Annotated in this window: 15 protein-coding genes; 8 read left to right on the top strand and 7 right to left on the bottom strand. The window is 59.9% G+C overall.

The annotated features are described in order from the left end of the window. The first annotated feature begins 415 nt into the window (after positions 1-415). Entirely contained in the window at positions 416-1,759 is a 1,344-nt protein-coding gene (locus VGG64_17590; protein HEY1601419.1) for a hypothetical protein, read from the top strand. A gap of 161 nt (positions 1,760-1,920) precedes the next feature. Here the strand turns inward: VGG64_17590 and VGG64_17585 are convergent, their stop codons facing one another. The 3 genes from VGG64_17585 to VGG64_17575 form a co-directional block, all read right to left on the bottom strand. Next, a complete protein-coding gene (locus VGG64_17585) occupies positions 1,921-2,784 on the bottom strand; it encodes an alpha/beta hydrolase (protein HEY1601418.1) in 864 nt (287 codons plus the stop codon). Between the two features lie 73 nt (positions 2,785-2,857). After that, the gene (locus VGG64_17580; protein HEY1601417.1) at positions 2,858-3,145 is read right to left on the bottom strand and encodes a hypothetical protein; all 288 of its coding nucleotides are present in this window, start codon (positions 3,143-3,145) and stop codon (positions 2,858-2,860) included. A 325-nt stretch (positions 3,146-3,470) separates the two neighbouring features. Next, positions 3,471-4,718 carry a hypothetical protein gene (locus tag VGG64_17575; GenBank protein ID HEY1601416.1) on the bottom strand — a complete coding sequence of 416 codons (1,248 nt, stop codon included), beginning with the start codon at positions 4,716-4,718 and terminating at the stop codon, positions 3,471-3,473. A 217-nt stretch (positions 4,719-4,935) separates the two neighbouring features. On the opposite strand from VGG64_17575, the gene VGG64_17570 reads away from it, so the two are divergent. Next, positions 4,936-6,417, top strand: a complete 1,482-nt coding sequence (locus VGG64_17570; GenBank protein ID HEY1601415.1) for an FAD-dependent oxidoreductase — start codon at positions 4,936-4,938, stop codon at positions 6,415-6,417. Between the two features lie 24 nt (positions 6,418-6,441). Here VGG64_17570 and cdd read toward each other — a convergent pair whose 3' ends face one another. After that, complete coding sequence (gene cdd / locus VGG64_17565; GenBank protein HEY1601414.1) at positions 6,442-6,855, bottom strand: cytidine deaminase; 414 nt, start codon at positions 6,853-6,855, stop codon at positions 6,442-6,444. A 251-nt stretch (positions 6,856-7,106) separates the two neighbouring features. On the opposite strand from cdd, the gene VGG64_17560 reads away from it, so the two are divergent. The 4 genes from VGG64_17560 (at position 7,107) to glgX (ending at position 13,014) form a co-directional block, all read left to right on the top strand. Then, a complete protein-coding gene (locus VGG64_17560) occupies positions 7,107-8,018 on the top strand; it encodes a YihY/virulence factor BrkB family protein (GenBank protein ID HEY1601413.1) in 912 nt (303 codons plus the stop codon). 212 nt (positions 8,019-8,230) lie between these two features. Next, entirely contained in the window at positions 8,231-9,508 is a 1,278-nt protein-coding gene (locus VGG64_17555) for an AI-2E family transporter (protein HEY1601412.1), read from the top strand. Then, the gene (locus VGG64_17550) at positions 9,505-10,806 is read left to right on the top strand and encodes an AI-2E family transporter (protein HEY1601411.1); all 1,302 of its coding nucleotides are present in this window, start codon (positions 9,505-9,507) and stop codon (positions 10,804-10,806) included. Before VGG64_17555 ends, VGG64_17550 begins: the two co-directional genes overlap by 4 nt. Positions 10,807-10,866: 60 nt before the next feature. Next, on the top strand, positions 10,867-13,014 hold the full coding sequence (glgX, locus tag VGG64_17545; protein ID HEY1601410.1) for a glycogen debranching protein GlgX: 2,148 nt from the start codon (positions 10,867-10,869) through the stop codon (positions 13,012-13,014). A gap of 82 nt (positions 13,015-13,096) precedes the next feature. Here glgX and eutC read toward each other — a convergent pair whose 3' ends face one another. Then, on the bottom strand, positions 13,097-14,020 hold the full coding sequence (eutC, locus tag VGG64_17540) for an ethanolamine ammonia-lyase subunit EutC (GenBank protein HEY1601409.1): 924 nt from the start codon (positions 14,018-14,020) through the stop codon (positions 13,097-13,099). 46 nt (positions 14,021-14,066) lie between these two features. Next, a complete protein-coding gene (locus VGG64_17535) occupies positions 14,067-15,452 on the bottom strand; it encodes an ethanolamine ammonia-lyase subunit EutB (GenBank protein ID HEY1601408.1) in 1,386 nt (461 codons plus the stop codon). A gap of 282 nt (positions 15,453-15,734) precedes the next feature. On the opposite strand from VGG64_17535, the gene VGG64_17530 reads away from it, so the two are divergent. Further along, positions 15,735-16,052, top strand: a complete 318-nt coding sequence (locus tag VGG64_17530) for a hypothetical protein (protein HEY1601407.1) — start codon at positions 15,735-15,737, stop codon at positions 16,050-16,052. A 72-nt stretch (positions 16,053-16,124) separates the two neighbouring features. Here the strand turns inward: VGG64_17530 and VGG64_17525 are convergent, their stop codons facing one another. After that, on the bottom strand, positions 16,125-17,567 hold the full coding sequence (locus tag VGG64_17525) for an amino acid permease (GenBank protein HEY1601406.1): 1,443 nt from the start codon (positions 17,565-17,567) through the stop codon (positions 16,125-16,127). A 783-nt stretch (positions 17,568-18,350) separates the two neighbouring features. Between VGG64_17525 and VGG64_17520 the strand changes: the two genes are divergently transcribed. Further along, positions 18,351-21,620 (top strand): choice-of-anchor tandem repeat GloVer-containing protein, encoded by a 3,270-nt coding sequence (locus tag VGG64_17520; GenBank protein HEY1601405.1) that lies wholly within the window; start codon positions 18,351-18,353, stop codon positions 21,618-21,620. Positions 21,621-21,957: the final 337 nt, after the last annotated feature.

Genomic DNA, 21,957 nt, shown 5'->3' with positions numbered 1-21,957 from the left:
GAACGTCGCAAAACCCTCATCCGCTTCTCTCCTGCGGCGGTCGCCGGAATGGGCCAAGTCGCAACTATGACGCACAAGTAGATTTTAACGGTAAGGCAGAAATCGCTGTTGCCGTGGGCCGCCTGGGCGCTGAGTAGGTTGCCAGGCGATGCCCAACGGGCGGGCTGCCAACGAGCGATTCCTGGCTCGGTCGCCTTGGACAGACCTTGCCACACTCAACCAATTGCTGGCGTGGCACTTGAGCACGTTCACGCGGCCTTCGGTTGCATGCTGGCAACATATGCCAGAAGGCGAAATCTCGACGATTCGTCAGGAAATCTTAATTTGGCACACAACTCGGACCGATTCGCCTACAAGAGATGCACCATTGATGTGGATTTTTCCAACCGTCCTGCTTGCATAGGGGATTCCGGTTATGGTCCGTCACTCGCTAGGGCTACTTTGGACTGTCGCGGCGTGCATGCCCTTGGCGATGCCGTGTCGTGCCGACGTGATTCGATCGACTCCGGCAGATGCGCTTCCCACGGCTGTTGCCGAAAAACCTGAGACCAAAGTGGCGGACGAGCCAACCGCCGCCACGGCCGACGAACCCGCCGACATGGTGGCCGACGAACCGGCCCCCGTCGCCGTCGACGCGGCGCCGTCTGCGGCGGAAGAGCAACCGGCCGCACCAGACAATTCCAACGAAGCCGAACTGATTCAAGAGCGTTATCCGAACCGCGCCGTCAAGATCGAGCGGCAAGTGGTACAGGACGCCAGCGGTAACTACGTCAATCATGGCAAGTGGACCATGTACGACGAAAAAGGACGCACGCTCGCCCGCGGCGAATACCGTTACGGAGAACGCCAAGGCCCCTGGACGCGGTGGCACCTCGTTCTGGGCAAAGATATGTTCTCGCAGCCGCCCTACAAGCAATTTCAATCGCCGTTTGTCAGCGAAGTGACGTTCGAGAACGGTCGCCTGAATGGCACCTGGACGATTTACGACAACCGAGATCGCAAGTGCAGCGAATTCAACTTCGAGCATGGCGAACGACAGGGAAAATCCACCTGGTATTACCCCAACGGGTCCAAGATGCGGGAGCTTGATTTCACCGCCGGCCAACTCGACGGACACTGGCTGGAATGGGGCTCTGCCAAGAACCTGACCATGAACGATACTTACCAGAACGGCCAGCGCCTGGCGAAGAAGATCGAGACTCACGCCAACGGGCAGACGAAAAGCGAGGGAACGTACCTCTTCGCTCGCGAGGTGTTAAGCACCAATTACGACTGGTGGAACGGTACGGTCACGACCACGGCGCAAAAAGAAGGCAAAGATCAAAAGCACGGCCTGTGTACGACCTGGTACAAGAACGGCCAAAAGGAAACCGAAGGCAAATACGTGAACGATGTACCGGTAGGACATGTCACTTGGTGGCACGAAAATGGACAGAAGGCCGTGGAAGGGCAATACACCAATGGCGATCGCATAGGCTCCTGGACATGGTGGCATCAAAACGGCCAGAAGGCCGTCAGCGGAGACTTCGTCAAGGGCGTCGAAATTGGTAAATGGACGTGGTGGAAAGAGGACGGAAAGGTTGCCAACTCGGCGCGGATCACCGAGGGGCAGTCATCGCTCGCGGCCGACGCATCGATTTCGATCGATTCCACGCTGAGCGTTCCGCCAACGGCGCCTCCGGTGACTTCGGCGGCAAAGCCGCCTGTGCGCCAGGCACGCACTGCACGCCGGATACCGCCCCCGACGATGCGTCGCTAGCGCGACGCTGTTTGCCTGCCAAGAACCACAGACAGAACGCCCACGTGCCGCTTCGGCGCCGTGGGCGTTTTTATTTTCCCGCGGAATCCCACCGCCCAACAGCGACAGTACCGTGGAACGCCGCAAGTGGCCGGTCACACTCGTCACGGTACGCCGGCCCGCTAGCGCGCCGCCGATGGGGGCGGTAGTTCGTCGAAGAACTCATCCAGCGCCGCTAGCCATTCGGGGCGACGCGGATCGTTATGATCGCCGCCGGCGACGACCACCAGGCGTTTGGGCGATTGCGCCGCGTCGTGCAGGCGCAAACCTTGCTCGAAGGGCACGATCATATCCGCGTCGCCGTGGCATTGCAGGAGCGGGCCACGGTAACGGCCGATCTTGGCCGCGGAATCAAGCTTCGTGCGCAATAGCATTCGCACCGGTAGCCAGCGAAAGTGATGGGCCGCAACATCCGGCAACGACGCAAAAGTATTCTCCAGGATCAATCCGCGTGCCCCGTCGACCGCCGCCAGATCCACCATCACGGCGCCGCCAATGCTTTCTCCCATCAGCACGATCGTCTCAGGCGCGATTTGTTCTCTGTCAGCTAGCCACTGTCGCGCAGCACGGGCATCGGCTAGGACCCCGCTCTCGTTCGGTCTGCCGGCGCTGCGACCATAGCCACGATAGTCGAAGGCGAGCACCGCCACGCGCAAATCCTGCTGGAAGTAACGCAACAGGTCAACCCGATGCGCTAGATTGCCGGCATTGCCATGGGCGAACAAGAGAAGCGCGCGCGGTTGCTCGACCGGAGCATACCACCCGTGCAGTTGCGTTCCGTCGGCCGCGGCGAACCACGCGTCCTCGAACTGCAAGTGTCGCGGCTGCCAGTTTCCCTCGGGGTATGGCGACGGGAAGAAGATCAACGATTCTTCAAACAGCATGGCAACCAATAACAGAACGAGTCCGGTGGCAGCCAACCAGCGAAAAAATCGCAACTTCTGCCACACGCCTACCGGGCTGACAGACGCTGATATCGCAGCCATGCACCGGATGCCCCAAACCACGTTGCGGCAGCAACCGAAATCCAGTGGGGGACGAATCGCCACGTGCGATGCACTACGCCTCGCAACGCACGCCACCGCGCCCCGCATTGAAAGAGAACGAAGCACGCTTCTGCGGCGAGGCCTTCATGACCGTCGAGATTTCGTCGGCCGTCATGCCGCGATCGAGCATCGACTGCTTGAGCGCGTTGTTGTCTTCGGTTTGCCGTATCTTCCGCCAGGCATCGGTCGTGATGGCGGTAATGCTAATGGCGGTTCCGGCAAGAATTCCCAACGTGCCCAGGATGGCACCTAACAAAATGCCCGGGTCGCGCGACAACGTTTCAACAACCTGCGGCCACATAATTTAGGTCCTCCCGACGGGGCTTCACGACTCTTAGCAGCACTTCGCCGCCCAGGCATCGATATTGACAATATTCTACCTTCTAAATCCGAAAAGTCCTGCCTGCGAGGAATCGAATCGTGCCTCCAGCCGCGTTATTGCGGAGCGGTGGCAACCAATGCGTGTATTCCAAGCGCCCGCCTGCTACTCCCAACCCAATTTAGCGAACGCCTTCCGATTTAAAGTACGCTGGAAACTCACCAAGAAGCGGCCGGTGGGCCCAGAGCACGCTAGTGGCTAGAGAAATCGTCTTGGCGAAGAACGACTGCCAAAAGGACGGTGACGCTCACCACCTGACGCCAAACGTCGCGCCGAACGTGCCGGGGCCGGCCGTGGGGATGATGAACATGTTGGTCGACCGGTCGGTTCTGTCGACCGCTTCGACCGATAATGCGGCGAGCCATACGCCCAAGGTGACTTGCGACAAATAGTGCTGGTCGACATCCATGCGACCCCAGGCCGGAAAAAGCGCCAACGACCAGAGGGCCACCTTGGCCAATTTCGAGTCTGTCATCTTGGCGGCGGTCAAAAAGCTGATCGCGCCAATCCACGCGTCGCCGCTGGCACCGTGGCTATCTTTGAACGGGTGCCAATGAGAGTCCAGGTCGGCGCTCGGTCGGTGCGCACCCAATCCATATTGCAATGCCAGCAACATCGGACCGCCGACCAGAAAAGCCCGCGTGCTATTGCGGCCCCACGTGCCAACGACATGCGCCACCGACGAATACTCTTCGAGCGGCGTCACCAGGTATCCGCTGGCCAGCCAGATCGGCAGCATCAGGCCGCCGTTACCCAACCAGGCGATATCGTCATGGATTCGATCGGTGGTGGGACTTCGGACATCGTCCTGATACCAATTGCGCACGTGCTGATCGATAGACGTATTGGCCAGAATGGCCGCCACGCCAATCCCGCCCCCCAACCACAATAGACTGCGCGGCGAATAGAAATTCACATAGTCGAATCGTACGTCGGACAGCATTTCGCCACCGGCCTCGATCCCAGGCCCAAAAACCTTGGCGAAGAAACCGCGCCGCTTCGGTCCCTCGGGCGGAGTCGCCAGTCCAATCACCGGATCTGTCGATCCGGTGCCCGCTCCGCCCAATTCGTCGAAGGGCGCCGCGGGCGCGATACCGGCGCCCGCGCCGGCACGCTCATCGGGCGTGGGAATGAACGTCGGCGGCGGCAGACGAATCGGCTGGGGTTCCGCCGCCACGCGCTGGGCAACATATTCCGGACTCCAAATTCGATCCGAACGCTGCACAACCAACAGGGGCGGGTTCATGAACGCGCTCGCTCCTGGCGGCGCTGGGGGCGGCAGGCGCGTAAACCCTTCCGTAAAACCCGGCGAAGTGTTCAATTCTGTCTGTTCAGACGTGCGATTGCCTGAGAATGGTTCCTGCCAGGCGTTCGCGATCTCTGGATCGCCTAAGAGCGCGAGCGCCAGCCAGGAGACGCGAATGCACGAGATCACAACCGCCGCCGGTAGCGGGGCGCGCACTCCGAGCGCAATGTGATCCGCGCCGCAAGACATGCGGTTGCATCTCCAGAAATAGAGGTGAAGAAGAGGGGCGAAGTATCCCAGGTCGTCTTGACAGCAGCAATGCGGACCCGTTTGCCAGTGACGAGAAAGCAAGAGAACTTTGGCATGCTATCACGCCTCCAGGCCGTGCCTTAGTCACGCAGGATGCCCAATTGCTATGCTGACGACAGGGCAAAGGACGATTACCGACTCCGTGCCAAGACCAGCCATGAATCATTCTCTGTATCGCTTGCTACGTGCCCGCTATGGACAGCCCGTTGACAGCATCTCGCGCCGCCGGTTTGTCAGGCAATCTCTGGCCGCTGCTAGCGGGTTGCTGCTCAGCGGCTCGAACACCTATGCGCGGCGACCTGGCGAAACGGGACGCCGCGTAATCATCATCGGAGCCGGATTCGCAGGATTGGCTTGCGCTTACGAATTGCATGCGGCCGGGTATCAAACCGTGGTGCTCGAAGCGCGCGATCGCATTGGCGGACGAGTCCACACACTCACGGACGTTGTGCCGCGCAAGACCGTGGAAGCAGGCGGGGAATTCATCGGCTCGAACCATCCCACCTGGCTGGCGTATGCCAAGAACTTCCACCTGCCGTTAGTCGAGATTCCCGAGCCGCGCGATCTCGGCAGTCCAGTCGTGATCGACGGCAAACGGCTGAGCAAGCTGGCCGTGATCGCCCTTTTTCAGAAGATCGAACAGATCTACGGCAAGATCACTGACGCTGCCCGACCGATCGACGCCGACGCGCCCTGGACCGCGCCAGACGCACAAGCACTCGACGAACTGTCGATGTCCGCCTGGCTCGCGCGACAAGATATCAATCCCATCGCGCGCCGCGCCATCGAAGCCGAGTTCGCTTCCTATAGTGGCGTGCCGACCGAGCGCGAAAGCTTTCTGGGGATGCTGACATGCGTCAAAGGGGGTGGGCTGGAAAAGTATTGGACCGAGAACGAAGTCTATCGCTGCGTGGGTGGTAACCAGCAACTGGCTCGTCGCCTTGCCGAAAAGATCGGCGCCGACGCGGTTCAGTTACGCTCGCCTGTGGAATCCGTTCGGGTCGCCAGGGCCGGTGTGAAAGTAACATGTCAGGCCGGCAAGACCTTCGAAGCGGACGATGTGGTGCTGGCCATTCCTCCTAGTACGTGGGGCGCCATTCGATTCGAGCCCTTGCTGCCGGACGTGCTGCGCCCCCAGATGGGCCACAACATCAAGTTTCTGATTTCGCTGCGTGATGCCTGCTGGGAAAAGTCCGACTTGCCTCCCTCCAGTATGAGCGACGGGCCGATCGGATTTACGTGGAGCGCAACGGCTGGGCAAAGCGGAGGTCCCGAGCAAGTTCTGGTCGCCTTTGCAGGCGCCGCGGCGGCCGACAACTTTTCTCGCGCAAAACCCGACGAGCGCGACCGTACGATGAAAAGCGAAGTCGGCGCGCGTTATCCCGGTTTCAAAGAGAGCTTTGTGCGCTCACAATTCATCGATTGGCCCGGCCAAAAGTGGACACAGGGGAGCTACTCCACACCCGCTCCGGGACAAGTGACACGGCAAGGACCTATCCTGGCCCGAGGGCTCGATCGGCTGCATTTTGCCGGCGAGCACGCGTGCCTGAAGTTCGTGGGCTTCATGGAAGGCGCGCTGAACTCGGGCGCAACCGTTGCGCGAAGTCTTGCCACCCGCGACGGAGTCGTCAGCTCTTAGGGAACGTCGATCGAACGTTCATCATCAATCGCGAAGCCGAAAAGAATTTGGTAATAACGCAGCCAAGCGAGCCTCGGCCACGGCGTTGTCACGATCGACATCAACCAGCAGGATTAATAGGTCGTCGCAAAACTCGGCCAGCACCTGCCGGCAGGCTCCGCAGGGCGAACCACCTCCGGACGTGGCAATGGCGATGGCCCGAAATCCTCTCAGCCCCGTGGCAACAGCCTTTTGCACTGCCACGCGTTCGGCGCAGATCGTCAAACCATACGAGGCATTTTCCACGTTAGCGCCATTGATGACCTGGCCGTCGTCGGTCAGGAGGGCGGCCCCAACTAGGAATCGCGAGTACGGAGCATAGGCGCCTTGTCGGGCTGTGATCGATGCGGCGATCAAGCGTTCGCGATCGTCCGGGCTGAGCGTATCCGTCGTCAACATATTGAACTCCTATCAAAACAACCGGACCCGCTCGATATCTGGCTGGCGACATCCAGGGCGGCCGTGGTAGGTTACCGCTCACGGGGGTGACGACGCGTGTTGATGGAAAGCCCTCTGCTGTTCTTCGACCGTCGACCGCGCCGCCCGATCCGTGCAGCGACCTGACAAAGTACCGCCAAGACTGTACCGCCGTACTGGTCGCCGCGCCAATAAGGCGATCAGCTCCCGCATCACACTCGACACGAGGCGTCATGAAGCTGGCGGCCATCTGGCACGTATTCAAGACCGCCACCTTGGATTGGCAGCGGCACAATGCGCCTCGGCTCGGCGCGGCGATCGCCTACTACGCCATCTTTTCGATCGCGCCCCTGTTGGTCGTCGCCATCGCCATCGCCGGATCAGTTTTCGGTCAGCAGGCAGCCAAAGGCGAAGTCTTCGAGCAAGTAAATCGATTTCTGGGCAGCGAACAGGCCGCTCGCGCGATCGAGGATCTCGTGCTCAGTGCCGCCCGGCCGCGCGGTGGCGCGCTGGCGACCACTCTGACCTTCTTCGCGCTATGGTTCGGAGCCACGGGCGTCTTTACTCAAATCAAAGGTGCGCTCGACATTATCTGGGAAGTGGAGCGCAAACCGGGCGTGGGTTGGATCGCGACGTTCATCGAGTATGCATGGAGCATCGCCATGGTCGCGGCGGTCGGCCTGCTGCTGTTGGCGTCGCTGGTGGCGAGTTCGGCCATGTCGGCCGGCGTGGCCCTGGCCCAGGCCAGATTACCGGTTTCCGACCTGACGCTACGGTCGCTCGATTGGAGCCTGTCGCTGGTGGCGATTACGATGCTATTCGCGGCGACGTTTAAATTTCTGCCAGACGTCCATGTACGCTGGCGCGATGTCTGGGTCGGAGCAGCAGTAACGTCGGTGTTGTTTTCGATCGGCAAATTCGTGATCGGCTGGTATCTGGCACGCTTGGTCATCGCCTCGGCCTATGGCGCCGCCGGCTCCTTCGTACTGGTCTTAGTATGGACGTATTATTCGGCGCAGATTTTTCTCTTTGGTGCCGAGGTAACCCAGGCGTATGTCCGTCAAATCGGTGCGAAAGTCCTGCCCACCCGCAGATCGCGGTTCATATCCTCGGCAGAATACCAAGAACGCCTACCCAGAAACTGAAAGCATGCGCCCAGAACCGGCGTCCTCGAAATCGTTAGTATCGCGCAACCATGTCGACTGCATTTGCCAAAATCGGCACGTATTTCGCGTTGAACGTCCGCGAACGTCGAGCCACTGCCGCTGCCCGGGCATAGCCCCGAAACGGTTAACGAAGTTGCATCGCCAGGCCTGCTAGCGGGGGCTATGATTGCCCAGGGGAGATCGCCGCATCCATGTCCACGGTACCGACAACCGAAAGCCACTGGCCCCCGCGAAGAATCATCGCGGGCACACTGGTCGTATGCGCGGTCGGCGGTTTTTTCGCGTTGCTGTTGCTGGCGCGGCACGTCCTTTTCTTTCTGTTCATCGCGATCGTACTGTCGACGGCGCTGAAACCCCTGGTCGCCTTGTTGACCAGCCGAGGCTTGCCGCGAAATCTCGCCATCTGCCTAATCTTTTCCCTGCTACTGACATGCCTAGTCGCGCCGGCCGTGGTGGGATTGCCGATGCTGGTCGACCAGACGCAGGCATTGTTGCACACATTGCCCGAGAGTTATGGCGACTTCCGCGAGCGGATAGGTCAGATTTCAACCACAGTGGCCGAACGGCTTCCTGAGAAGCCTGCGTGGGTCGACCGCGAGGACGAGGTCCTCGAAGGCGCGCTACAAACTTTGCGCCGTGCTTTCAACTATAGCGGCCTGGTGATTCGGGGCGGAGCCATCGTGTTGATCGTGATCTTCACAGGCTTTCTGTGGAGCATCCACGAAGATCATACCCTGCGGTCGTTGTTGCTATTCTTGCCGCCCGAAAAGCGTCAAGACGCCGGCGAAGTGATTGAGGGGATCGAAGCGAAAGTAGGCGCGTACGTGCGCGGACAGGGATTGCTTTGCCTGGCCGTCGGATTGATGTCGCTTATCGCCTATTTGATCATCGGGCTGCCGCATGCGCTCGTATTGGCCATCGTCGCCGGGATCCTCGAGGCAGTACCGGTCTTTGGCCCCGTGCTGGGGGCGATTGCCCCTATGCTGGTGGCGCTATCGGTCGATCCATCTCAGATTCCTTGGGTGCTGTTCGCGGCTGTCGTAATCCAGCAATCGGAAAACTATCTGCTGGTACCCCGGATCATGGATCGCTCGGTGGGTGTGAACGCGGTCGTCACGCTGCTGGCGATCGCAGGCTTTAGTGCGCTCGAAGGCCTGGCGGGTGCCGTGCTGGCCATCCCCATGGCGGCAATCATCCAGCTACTGCTGGATCGCTATGTGCTGCGCGCCGAAGCACTCGAGCCCGCGCGCCCCGTCAGTCGTGACGCCATAAGCCAGCTGCGCTTCGAAGCGCAAGAAATCGTCCAAGAAATACGTCTGCAAGTGCGTGACAAAGAGGCTCCTACGAGCGCCCGCACCGATCGCATCGAAGAAACGATCGAGACGATCGCACAGCAGCTCGATCAAGCGCTCGCCCAGTTTGGCAAGACGGCGAATTCACTCGAGCCGGCTGTGGAGCCCTCGCGATGAGACAATTGGCCGTCGGCACCGCATTGGTACTCGCCACCCTGGCCGCACTGGCTATGACGTGGGAATTGCGCAGCGCCGTGCTCATTTTCTTTCTATCGCTGGGCACATCGGCCGCGCTGCGACCGGCCATCGAGCAGTTGCACCGCTGGGGCTTGCCCAAGTCGTTAGCGCTGGCTGTGACCTATCTAGGATGCGTGGTCGCGTTTGTCGCCCTGGCCTTGGCGCTTGCCTTTCCTTTGGCGGCCAACGTGCAGGAGTTTGCGGGCGATTTTAAGAGCGCTTATCAAGACGTTGCTCAAACCTGGCCGCAGGGAAACGCCGTGCAGCGGGCGCTTGCTCGCAGCCTACCTTCCTGGGACGATTTGCAACGCGTCTCGTTGCGCGCGGCAGAGACGGTTCCGGTAGAGGCCGATGCGCCTCGCGAAGACGATGCCACTGAGCCCGCGCAGCCGTCTTCCGATGCCTGGTGGACGCCCCGCGCGGTGCATACGGTGCTGGGCGCCACCTGGGGCTTCTTCGGCACGATTTTGAATGTATTGATCATTGTCGTGCTCAGTCTGTACTGGAGCATTGACCGGATCCATTTCGAGCGACTGTGGTTATCGTTGCTCGACGTCGACCGTCGACAGCGCGCGCGCGATACCTGGCGTGCCGTCGAGCAGGCAACGGGCGCCTATCTGCAGCGCGAAGTGGTGCAAAGTCTTGCCGCAGGCATCATGTTGGGAATTGGTTTCTCGGTTTTTCGACAGCCCTATCCGATCTTATCCGCCGCGGTGGGGGCGCTGGCGTGGTTAATACCGTGGATTGGCGCACCCTTGGCCATGATATCGGTTACTGCCATTTGGTTGCCGCGGTTCCTGCTTGCCGGTGGACAAGGGACGATTGTGACTCTCTTGGCCGCGGCACTTTACACGCTGCTGGTGTTGATGCTATTGGAATGGTTGGTCGAGCCGCGGTTGTTCCGCCGCAAGCGTTACAATCCGATCTTGCTGGTCCTGGTCGCGGTCGGCATGGTGGATTGGCTAGGCTTCTTCGGTCTGCTGATCGCTCCGCCTGTGGCCGCTGCCGTGCAAATCTTGGGCGGCCAGTATTTGGCACAACGTGCCGCGGCTGCCGCCGAAGTCGAAATCTCGCCCCGCGCACTGGCCGGTCGGCTGGCAACGCTGCGGGCGCGCATGGCCGATACCGAAGGGCTGCGCGAAGAGACCAAATCCGTTGTCGAGCGGCTGGGATCGCTCGTCGATCGGGCACGCGACGAACTCGATCTGACAGCCACCGCGAGCAGTGAATCCACGTAAGCGTCCGTCTCCTCTGTATGCCAATCGGCGACTCGCTGAAGAAGTCAAGGAACTATACGCATGACTGCACCACGTATTTGGCCAGGCCGTCCCTATCCGCTCGGAGCGAGCTGGGACGGCCAAGGCACAAACTTTGCCCTGTACTCGGAAAATGCCGAGAAGGTTGAACTTTGCCTGTTTGATTCAGCCGATGCCACGCAGGAAGCGTGTCGAGTCGTTCTACCCGACAGCACGGATATGGTTTGGCACGGCTATCTACCCGACGTGCTGCCTGGCCAGGTGTATGGTTATCGCGTCTATGGCCCTTATAAGCCGGAAGAAGGACATCGCTTCAACCCGCATAAAATCCTGCTCGACCCCTATGCGAAGTCCGTCGCGCGCGAAACACATTGGACGGATGAAATGTGGGCGTACAAGGTAGGCGATCCGGCGGCAGACCTCTCGTTCGACGAGCGCGACAATGCCGCCTTCGCTCCCTTGGCCGCGGTGATTGACGAGGCTTTTACTTGGGGAGACGACCGTCGGCCGCAGACCCCTTGGAACAAGACCCTCATCTACGAAGTACACGTCAAAGGATTTACCAAACTACATCCCGAGGTGCCTGAAAAGTTGCGCGGCACCTACGCCGGACTCGGCGCCGAGGCGTCGATTCGATATTTCAAGGAGCTGGGCATTACGGCGGTCGAGCTGTTGCCCGTGCATGAACACGTCGACGACCGCCACCTTGTCGAGAACGGTCTGGTGAATTACTGGGGTTACAACACCCTGGGGTTCTTCGCCCCTGAGCACAGCTATGCGGCCACGGGCAGTGGTGTCGATTCGGTGCGCGAGTTCAAGACGATGGTCCGCAATTTCCATTCGGCGGGCATCGAAGTGATTCTCGACGTGGTCTACAACCACACCGCCGAAGGCAACCAGATGGGGCCGACCCTCTCCTTCCGCGGTATCGACAACGCGTCGTATTACCGACTCTCGCAAGAGGATCGCCGATACTATGTCGACTACACCGGCTGCGGTAACACGTTTTCCATGCGGAATCCGCGTGTGCTGCAGCTCATCATGGACAGCCTCCGTTACTGGGTGCTGGACATGCACATCGACGGCTTCCGCTTCGATCTGGCCAGCACGCTCGCCCGCGAATTGCACGAAGTCGACAAGCTGGGAGCCTTTTTCGACATCGTTCACCAGGATCCGGTCATTTCGCAGGTGAAGTTGATCGCCGAGCCCTGGGACCTGGGTGAAGGGGGCTACCAGGTGGGCAACTTTCCGGCGTTATGGTCCGAATGGAACGGCAAGTACAGAGATTGCATCCGCCATTTCTGGAAAGGAGACGGAGGCGTCGCTTCGGAATTTGCCACGCGCTTTTGCGGCTCGAGCGACCTGTACGAATGGAGCAGTCGGCGGCCGCACGCCAGCATCAATTTCGTGACCTGTCACGACGGATTTACGCTGGCTGACCTGGTTAGCTACGACCATAAACACAACGAAGCCAACGGCGAAGACAATCGCGACGGTGCCAATGACAATATTAGTTGGAACTGTGGCGTCGAGGGGCCCACTGACCAGCCGGCGGTACTGGCGCTGCGTGCCAAGAAGCAGCGGGCCTTTCTGGCGACGGTGCTGCTCTCGCAGGGCGTTCCCATGCTGCTCGGCGGAGATGAAATCGGCCACACACAACTAGGAAATAACAACACCTATTGCCAGGATAACGAGCTGACCTGGCTCAATTGGAAATTAAACTCAGAACAGCAGACGCAACTCGACTTTCTGCGGCGCGTCATCAAGGTCTTTCACGACCAGCCGGTCTTTCATCGCCGGCGATTCTTCCACGGACGCGCGCTCAAGGGGGTCGAGGCGCGTGAGATCGCCTGGCTCGATCCGACCGGCAAGGAAATGTCCGACGAAGCCTGGCATGCGCCCTTCGTCCGCTGTCTGGGCGTGCAACTTTTCGGCCAGTCGATTGACGTCGATGCGCACGGCGAGACAATTTGCGGCGATACCATGCTGGTGTTATTCAATGCCGACCATACTCACGATATCTCGTTCGTGTTGCCGCCCAGCGGTAGCACGAACCCTTGGGAATTGGTCTTCGATACGGCACGGCTCGACGTCGAATGGAAACCGGAATCGGACGGCAAGTATCCGCTCGAAGCGTGCTCGCTGGCACTGTTTCGTTCGGCGAATGATGCACCCGAGCGAACGATTTGAACAAGACTCGACGACCAGGCCGAGGAATGTGCGCCAGCAGCACCGTCAAAGTAGCGATCGGCGACAGGCGATCGTCGGGCGTCTACTGAGCTACAGGACCCGCGGAACCCGCCGGGTTTTGCGCAACTGCGGCCGCAGAGGGTGCACTGAGTTGCGCTGCGCCTGGGGGCGAAACATCGTCGATCCGCGAGATCGACAGGCTCTCGTCCTTGAGCATTACGCCGCTTGTGCGTCTGGCGATGGCTTCGCTCATTAAATAATGCAGCTTCAACGCCGCGGCAGCGGGCGGCAAACCTTGCGGACGGATGTTCGATACACAATTACGATCGGCGTCCGTCAAGCCCGCGCGCGGATCGTGTACGAGGTACGCACCCAAACTATCCGGCGAACCCAATCCTGGGCGCTCGCCCACCAGGATTACCGCCACGCGGGCGTTGAGCAATTGCCCCACCTCGTCCTGAACGGCGACGCGGCCGCGCTCGACCAGCACCACCGGGGCCACCCGCCTTCGTTCGGCGCGCAATAACGGGAACCACGCCTCGAGCAGCGGCACAACCTGCCGTTGAACGGCGAGCGCCGAAAGACCGTCGGAGACGATAATCGCCAGATCGGCCTGCGCCGCATCGTAGTTCGAAAGCTCCTGACACGCCGTCACTGCCGGCAGCGCCTCACAAGGCCCGACTGCGGCCGCGGCAAGCTCCAGTGCCGCGCGCCCCGGCGCATCAAGGCGCCGTCCCAAGTCCGGTCGTTTCAGAAATGTTTCCCGATCGGCTGCCGCGCTTCTGACGCATATTGTCGAAGTGCCGAGCTCGGCAATCCGTGCCGCTAGCGCCTCGATATCGAATGGCGCGTGCACGGCATCGCGGGCGCGGGCATGTGCAAGTTGAAAATCGAGCAACTCCGACGTGGGTACGCTACCACCGACCCGCCCGAGCGCAATCCGGGCCGGCGTGAATTGGCGCAGCCGCAACCAGGCGTCTGGAAGTGTAAGTGATTCACGCGACAAGTTCAGAAACTCCGCTAGCAACGAAAAACGTCTCGGCCGGCAGCCGTCACCCGATCGATCGCACTTCGGTCAGCAGGCGGTGCCGTTCGCTGACTGGTAGCAGGCGGTTATGGCCATCGGTTACACCCAACTGGTCGAGCCAGGCCTCGAACTCCGGTGCCGGGCGAAGGCCGAGCACTTGCCTTAGGTAATGGCTGTCGTGAAACGACGTCGACTGGTAATTCAGCATCACATCGTCGGCGCCGGGCACTCCCATGATGTAATTGCAACCGGCCACGCCTAACAACGTCAGTAGCGTGTCCATATCGTCCTGATCGGCTTCGGCATGATTGGTGTAGCACACGTCGCAGCCCATTGGCACGCCTAACAATTTGCCGCAAAAATGATCTTCGAGCCCGGCGCGAATGATTTGCTTGCCATCGAAAAGGTATTCTGGCCCGATGAAACCCACGACCGTGTTCACCAACAACGGCTCGAACCGTCGCGCCACGCCGTAGGCCCTGGCCTCGAGCGTCTGCTGATCGACGTCATGATGTCCACCGGCGGACAGGCACGAGCCCTGCCCGGTTTCAAAGTACATCACATTCTGGCCGACGGTTCCACGGCCCAAGCTCCGCGCGGCCTCGTTAGCTTCCGCCAGCAGTGCGAGGTTGATCCCGAAACTTTTGTTCGTCGATTCGGTGCCAGCAATCGACTGAAACACCAGGTCCACGGGTGCGCCCCGCTCGATCGCGGCCAACTGGATTGTCACGTGGGCCAGCACGCACGATTGCGTGGGGATGTTGTGAGTCTGGATCATTTCGTCGATCAGACGCAGCAGATCGATCGTCACCGGCATATTGTCGCTGGCAGGATTGATGCCAATCACCGCGTCTCCGCACCCGTAGCACAGCCCATCCAGAATCGACGCCGCGATGCCTCGGCGGTCGTCGGTCGGGTGATTGGGCTGTAATCGGACCGACATACGCCCCGGGAGACCGATCGTATCGCGGAAGCGCGTCACCACGCGTCGCTTGCTGGCAACCAGCACCAGATCCTGATTGCGCATTAGCTTGCTGACCGCGGCAACCATCTCGGGCATCAATCCCAAGGCGAGCGCCGATAGCGTATCGCCGTCAACCTCGTACGACAGGAGCCAATCGCGAAATTGCCCCACCGTCAGATCGGCTACCGGTGCGAATGCCGCACGATCGTGCGTGTCGAAGATCAACCGCGTTACTTCGTCGGCCTCGTAGGGCACGAGCGGTTCCTCGAGGAATCGCGTCAGCGGCACATCGGCCAGTAGCGTTTGCGCGGCCACGCGTTCTTCCGCGCTGGCGGCGGCGACTCCGGCCAGCACATCACCGCTGCGCGCTGGCGAAGCTTTCGCCATGAGCGTTTTCAAATCGGCGAACGCGTAACCACGATTTCCGAGTGAGAGGTTGTATTTCATACTCTGCCAGGAAACGCGCCTGTGTTCCCACGCAATGGCGAAATCCCGGGGCAAGCAATGCGTGTCAGGGCAATTTCGCCGAATCGCTGGATACCGCCCGAGATTGCCAACAGGCACCCGCGATCGCTCTCTTAGTTTAGCTCAATCGGGCGGCAACCCACCATCGGATAGCCGATTCCCGGTCGTTCAGGCCACGTCTAGCCCGCGCACTGTTGGCATGCCAGGCGTTTTCCGTTACATACTTAAGTCAGAAACATCCACCGGCCGCTGCCAGGCCCCGCCATGATCATCATCGCACAGCAGCGTTTTTCCTGGACTTTTCAACTGCGCTCGTGGTTCGTGTTGACGTTCTTCTTCGCGCTTTTACTTTTGGCTTGGCGCGATATGGATCGCCAGCGCGAACATACGCGCCACATCGCGCGCTTGGTCGAAGCCCGCAACGTCGCACTTCGCGATTGGCGAGTGGTGAAGGCCGGCTACGATGCGGGACAAATCACGGCCGCAGAAGAGGCCGAAGCTCGCACCGCCTATTTTTCAGGTCGCGGGCTGGTGGAGCGTGCCATTGAAGAAAAAGAGGGTAACACCGCCTGGCGGCCGTAGCCTGATCCGCATGCGATATCGTGTTGAATTGCCGGTATCGCGTCCTGGCCGGCTGTCGCCGCGGCCTCTTGATCATGCTACATTTCGCAGGTGCGCGAGATCCGCCGGCGAAAGTCGCGGTCGCACGATCAATACAAAATACACCAAAGCAAGCGCCAATATGCCGGCGTACCACACGCTGATCCATCGCTCGAAGGAATTGGCCGCGTCGACTTTGTTGAAGTTGCCGTAAAGCATCGTTGCCAACGCGAGCGTCGCCAAACCCAGCGCCATTAGCGGCAGCACAGGATAAAAGGGCGCGCGATAGGGGCGTACCAGTTCCGGCTCCCGCCGCCGTAGGGCGAACAGCGCTAGCATCGAGATGATGTATAACGTCACGGCTCCCATCGCGCTGAGCGTAATGAGCCCTCCCGTATCGAGGCAATAGATGGCCGTCGCGCCGGCCGCCATATTCGCCAACAGCGCCGCAACGGGCGTCCCTGTCCGTGGATGCGCTCGCCCCAGTGCATGGGGCAAGAAGCCCACGCGCCCCATGTCGAACAAAGCACGCCCTGTAATCAAGAGAATGCCATTGAACGAGGCCACAAATCCCAGCAGCCCAATTCCCACCAGCACGTGATACATGCGCGAATCGCGCGAGATCACCTGCGCCGCGGCCAGCAACAGTGGGTTGTCAGCCGGCGTTGCATCGGCGGCGATCGCCAGCCCACCGTGGCCGTCGGCGGTCAAATCCCGTGTCTCGAACACGGCACGCTCCCAACCGCCTACGCCCACGCACGCCGCCAAAACGATGCTGCCGAGCACGACCAACGTGACGATCGCCGAGCCAAAACCCAGTGCCACGTCGCGCTGCGGATGGCGGGCTTCCTCGGCAGCGTTCGCCACTCCTTCGATCGCCAGATAAAACCATACGGCGAAGGGAATTGCCGCAAGAATTCCTCCCATGCCGTGCGGCAATGCGTTGGCCGCAAAGTTTGCTGAGTCGAAGTGCGGCAGCACGACGCCCGCAAACAGCAGGATTCCGCACACGGCCAGCACCGTCACGCAGAGTTCGAAAATCGCAGCTTGCTGCACGCCCCAGATGTTCAAGGCCGTGAAGACAACATAGGCCAACAGTGCCACGTGGCGCCGGTCGATGCCCGGCACCCAGGTGGCCGCATACGTGCCGATGGCCATGGCGATGGCCGGCGGGGCAAATACGAATTCGATTGCTTGCGCCGTGCCGCCGAGAAATCCTGCCGTGACCCCCAGCCCACGCGTGGCATAGACAAAAACGCCTCCGGCGCGAGGAATGGCACATGCCATCTCGGTGTAGCTGAAAACGAACGAGACGGCCATCACAGTCATCAGCACAAACGCGGCCAACAGCCCATAGCTTCCGCCGGCAGCCAGCCCCAGATTCCAGCCAAAGTAATCGCCGGAGATGACATAGCCGACCCCCAACCCCCATAGCGTAATGGGCCCCAGCGATCTCTTCAGATGCGCGGGACTGGTATCGTGGGGCGTTTGTGTCAAGGAACTCTCCCAGAGCGGATCGGCCAATCGGCCGGCTTAATATAGATAGACACCGGAATATGGTCTAACCACAAGCGTTTCCTGCCGCCGAGTCGCCACACGTATCGCGACCACCTACGCTATGAACATAAAGCAAGATTGAATGGTGGTTTTCCACCCCTACTTGCGCGTTCCGTCAATCGCCCGCCGAACGGTCCGCGCCACTATCATCGCACAATACGCGGAATTTTACTTGACACGCGATTGTCAGTACCACTATAATCCGCGATAGCGGAGAAGAGGCGCTCCGCTGCTGACACCACGTCGGGGCGGCTAGTGATTTAAATTCTATTCGACGGCACAAGGGCTCGCTGGGCGACCTAGTGACCGTCTCTTTTTTTGCGCTTGTCGGTCTGGCGTTATTTCGCTCGGCCCACGGCGTGAATCCAGTACCGCAGCCGCGTGACGTTTACGGTCGCGCGGCCAAGATTCCTGAGGATTATCTGATCATGTTCGCGTGGTTATTGATTTCTTTCATCGTTTTCGTATTCGCGCTCATGCGCAGGCCGGTTGCCGGCACAGCCATCGCCCCCTCGACAAAGCGTCACGGGCCGATGGCTCTAGCCGGCCGGGATTACCGGCAACTAGGGAAAAATCGAGGCATAAAAGAGGACTTATACCATGTCATGTTTAGTCAGTTTCGTCGGTCAATCGTGTGGTCACGTTTCGCGATTGGGCAATGGGCGCGCGCGAGTTGGGAACAAAGTCGGCGCGGACTGTGCATCGCTAATTGATTTGCGCGGCATGCGCTCGATACCCCGTCGAGTCGCCAGCCTGCTTTGCGCCGTGCTGCTGACGGCGACCCAATTCTCTGGGCTTGCGCCGGCACGCGCTGACGATTTCCAAAGCCTCTACAGCTTCACCGGCGGCAGTATTGGAGGAAAAACTCCCAATACGAACCTGGTTGCCATCGGTTCGACACTCTATGGCACAACCCAGGCCGGCGGGCCGGCCGGCGAAGGGACGATCTACTCCCTGAGCACGGATGGCTCGAGCTTTAACAATCTATACTCCTTCGGCGCGCTACCCGGATCGACTCCGCTGACGGGACTTAGCGCGATTGGTTCGACACTTTATGGCGTCACCAGCACTGACGTCGGTGTTGTTAATCGGGGCTATGGCTACGGGACCGTATTTTCCATCAATGCCAATGGCTCAAACTATCAGAACATTCACAGCTTCGATGACGACTTCGACAACGGCAATAAGTCGGGCGCCCTTTCCATCGGATCGACACTGCTTGGAGGCCCTTTGCCGGGCGCATTCTCTATACAAAGCGGCGTCGCTCATTCCAACATCGCGACGCTCAATTCCATAAACGCCGACGGATCGAACTATCACACGGTCCATGACTTTTCCGGCGGATCGGTTTCCAGCGACATTGCCGCTTTGGGCGTCAATTTGTTTGCCGCGACATTCAATCTGACGATCGCCGGTTCGAACTTCTATGGAGTCGCCCCCGCTGGACTGTCCTTCCCAGGCAATGCGAACGGCGCGCTTTTTTCGATGAACCTCGACGGATCGAACATCCAGTCGCTGTACTCCTTCTCGGGCACAGGCCCTGACGGAGCGAACCCTGGTGCCGGCCTAACGCTCGTCGGATCGCGGCTTTATGGAACAACGTATTATGGCGGCCCAGCTTTAGAGTATGGCAACATCTTTTCGGTAAATCTCGATGGCTCCGATTTCCGCATCGAGCACTCTTTTGTCAACAGCGATGGCGCGTACCCACAAGGTGGTTTGACTCTTGTCGGCGACACGCTATACGGCACAACGTCAGGCGGCGGCGTCTTTGGCGCTGGCACGGTATTCAGCTTGACCGTGCCGGGGGCACTGGTACCCGAGCCTGCGACCTGGATCCTGGCACTTTGTGGCGTCACTACGGCATGGATCGCATTTCGTCGTCGCCGCGCGGTGAACCTGTCGATGGTTGACGCTCGTTTCGTATCAGTCGGCGCAATCATTTGCACCGCGCTGACATCACTTGGTGCGGCGCAAGTTCATGCCGCGACACTCAGTGCCGGAGACATCGTGGCGCTTGAGACCGATAGCGGTACGCTCTATCGCATCGATCCCACGACCGGCGTTCGTACGATTCTCGCCGACGACTCTCACGGCACGGGACCATCGCTGCAGGCGGTCATCGCTATGACCACGGATGCACAAGGAGACATCTTTTCCGTAATCCCAAGCGCGACGTCCGGAAATCCGTCCACCGGCGAGCTAATCCGGATCGATGCCTCGACGGGGAATCGCACTGTCTTGGTAGGCAACCTCGCCTATCCAGAAAGTATCGCCATGAGCGCGAATGGAAATATTTTGGTGGGGGAAGGCATCCCGCCGTTGATCGGCAATCTATCGGCGAGGATTACGGAGTTTGATGCCTCTTCTGGAAGTCCACTTGCGACGACAGTACTTACAAGCGGAACGTTCAACCTGCCAGTTTCGGGTCCAGTTTTCGGCATAGCTGAAAGTCCTTCTGGCAACGTCTTCGTTGCCGCAGGATCAAATGGCGGTCTTTATAGCGTTAATCTTACGACCGGAGTTGCCACTCCGACTTTAAGTCCCATCGACGCATATACCGTATTCGCTCTGCAACCAAGCGGTTCGCTCGTGTATGCAATGAATAATACTGCTAACGGTCTTGTAAGCACGTACGATCCAGCCACCGGGCTTAGCATGCCGCTTTCTGGATTCATCGCACCTAACCAGTACTTGGGAACGGGTCCTGCGTTCGACACCGCCTATACTGCTATTGGCTCTATCAAAATGGAATCCGACGGTGATCTGATCGTCACCGGTTTCAGCGGCTCTCCGAGTATCTTTCGAGTTGATCCCGTCACCGGAGCGAGGACGATCCTGGCTCAGGTCTATGGACAAAATGGGATTTTCTTGATGTCGATCGTCCCTTCAGTCGCGCCGGTTCCCGAACCGTCGACGTTTGCTCTCGCCGCGCTGGCCGCGCTCGCGCTGTTCGGAGAGTGCTGGGTTAGACGTCGTTATTGTCCGACGATCAGGCACTTTGGAGGCGCCCGCGTGATCGCCGGAGCGATTGTCGTCGGGGTCGTAATAGCTCTCACGGTTGCCGATAGCAGCCAAGCAGCCAAGCTCGTCGTCATGGCTACGAACACTACGGCATTGGCCGGCGCAAAAGTCTTCACGATTGGCGTACAAGTGACGGCCGCCGACGTGTCGGCGGGGTCAGACGTCCAGCTTTTCGTCCAGGGCCTGACCTTTGAGGGTGGAGGTGGCGGACCACTCAAGCGCACCTCTGCTAGCGACATCCAAACCGTGCAGTCGTCGTTTATTCAGAACTCGGTCGCTACCAATGGCGGACCACCCACGAATGCCACGCTCGGCACGGCTGGTGTCAGGGCCCTTTATCAGGACAGTTGGTTTTATAGCAGCGGCACCGGCACCCTGATGGGTGCGATTGACAGCAATGGCGACGACGGCGTCGTAACTACGAACCCCGCCGCCGACGGCAGCGGCGTCTACACCCTCGGTCCCACCAACAACGTCGGTGCTACTGGCTACCTGTTTCGACCGCTCTCGCTTAGTTTTGGGCCGCCAAATGGCACCATAGGAGACACGATGTCCATTACCGCTGGGATTGGGCCATTTCCGTTTACTTTTTTGGACCAGCCCCCTCTGGCGAATACGTTCATTAATGGTGTGCTTGACATTCCGCTCGCCCAAATTGTCGCAACGGGGAATATCGCCATTCCTAATCCGGCGGGCACTTTCATCGCCATCGGTGGCGACACCTACAACGTGATGGGAGGCAATCCCAATATCGACCCGGGTGCGCATTTGGATTTTGCCACGAACCAAATCATGCTTCCCGAGCCATCGTCGATCGCACTGGCGTTTTGTGGGGCTTGCGTCGTGGCAATCGCAGCCGTGCGGAAATTGCGACGGCAGGGATTGATGCTTAGCAACGTGCGGGCCTTCCGCCAGCTCGCTCCGGCCTGCCGTGGGCAATCGCGTATCCAACATGCGGGCGATGCTTGACTAACGGCCGTGCCCGAGCCGTCGACATTGCTGCTGACATTCATTGGCTGCTGCATGGCTTTTGGCGCGCGATACCGACATGGCCCGCGCAAAGAGGGGACCAATCTCGAGAACACCTAACTGGTAAGCGATCCAGCGACGAACCATTCACGACAACATGGCCATCGTTCTAATTCCTGGTCGGGGTGGTTTCCTACTATTGACCCCGCGCGCGGCTCTTTTTAGGCTCCCCGCCAGTGGCGCCGAAAGAGTGTCTTGCTGGGGACATCATGCGGGGACATGGGGAACGGGCGTATGCGGCGGCTGGGGCAGGCCGCCGCATGCGGCCGTCGTTTTA

The sequence above is a fragment of the Pirellulales bacterium genome (genome assembly GCA_036490175.1).
GTDB lineage: Bacteria > Planctomycetota > Planctomycetia > Pirellulales > JACPPG01 > JACPPG01.
Note: the sequence above shows the minus strand (reverse complement) of the source record. Positions and strands in the feature narration are given on the sequence as shown.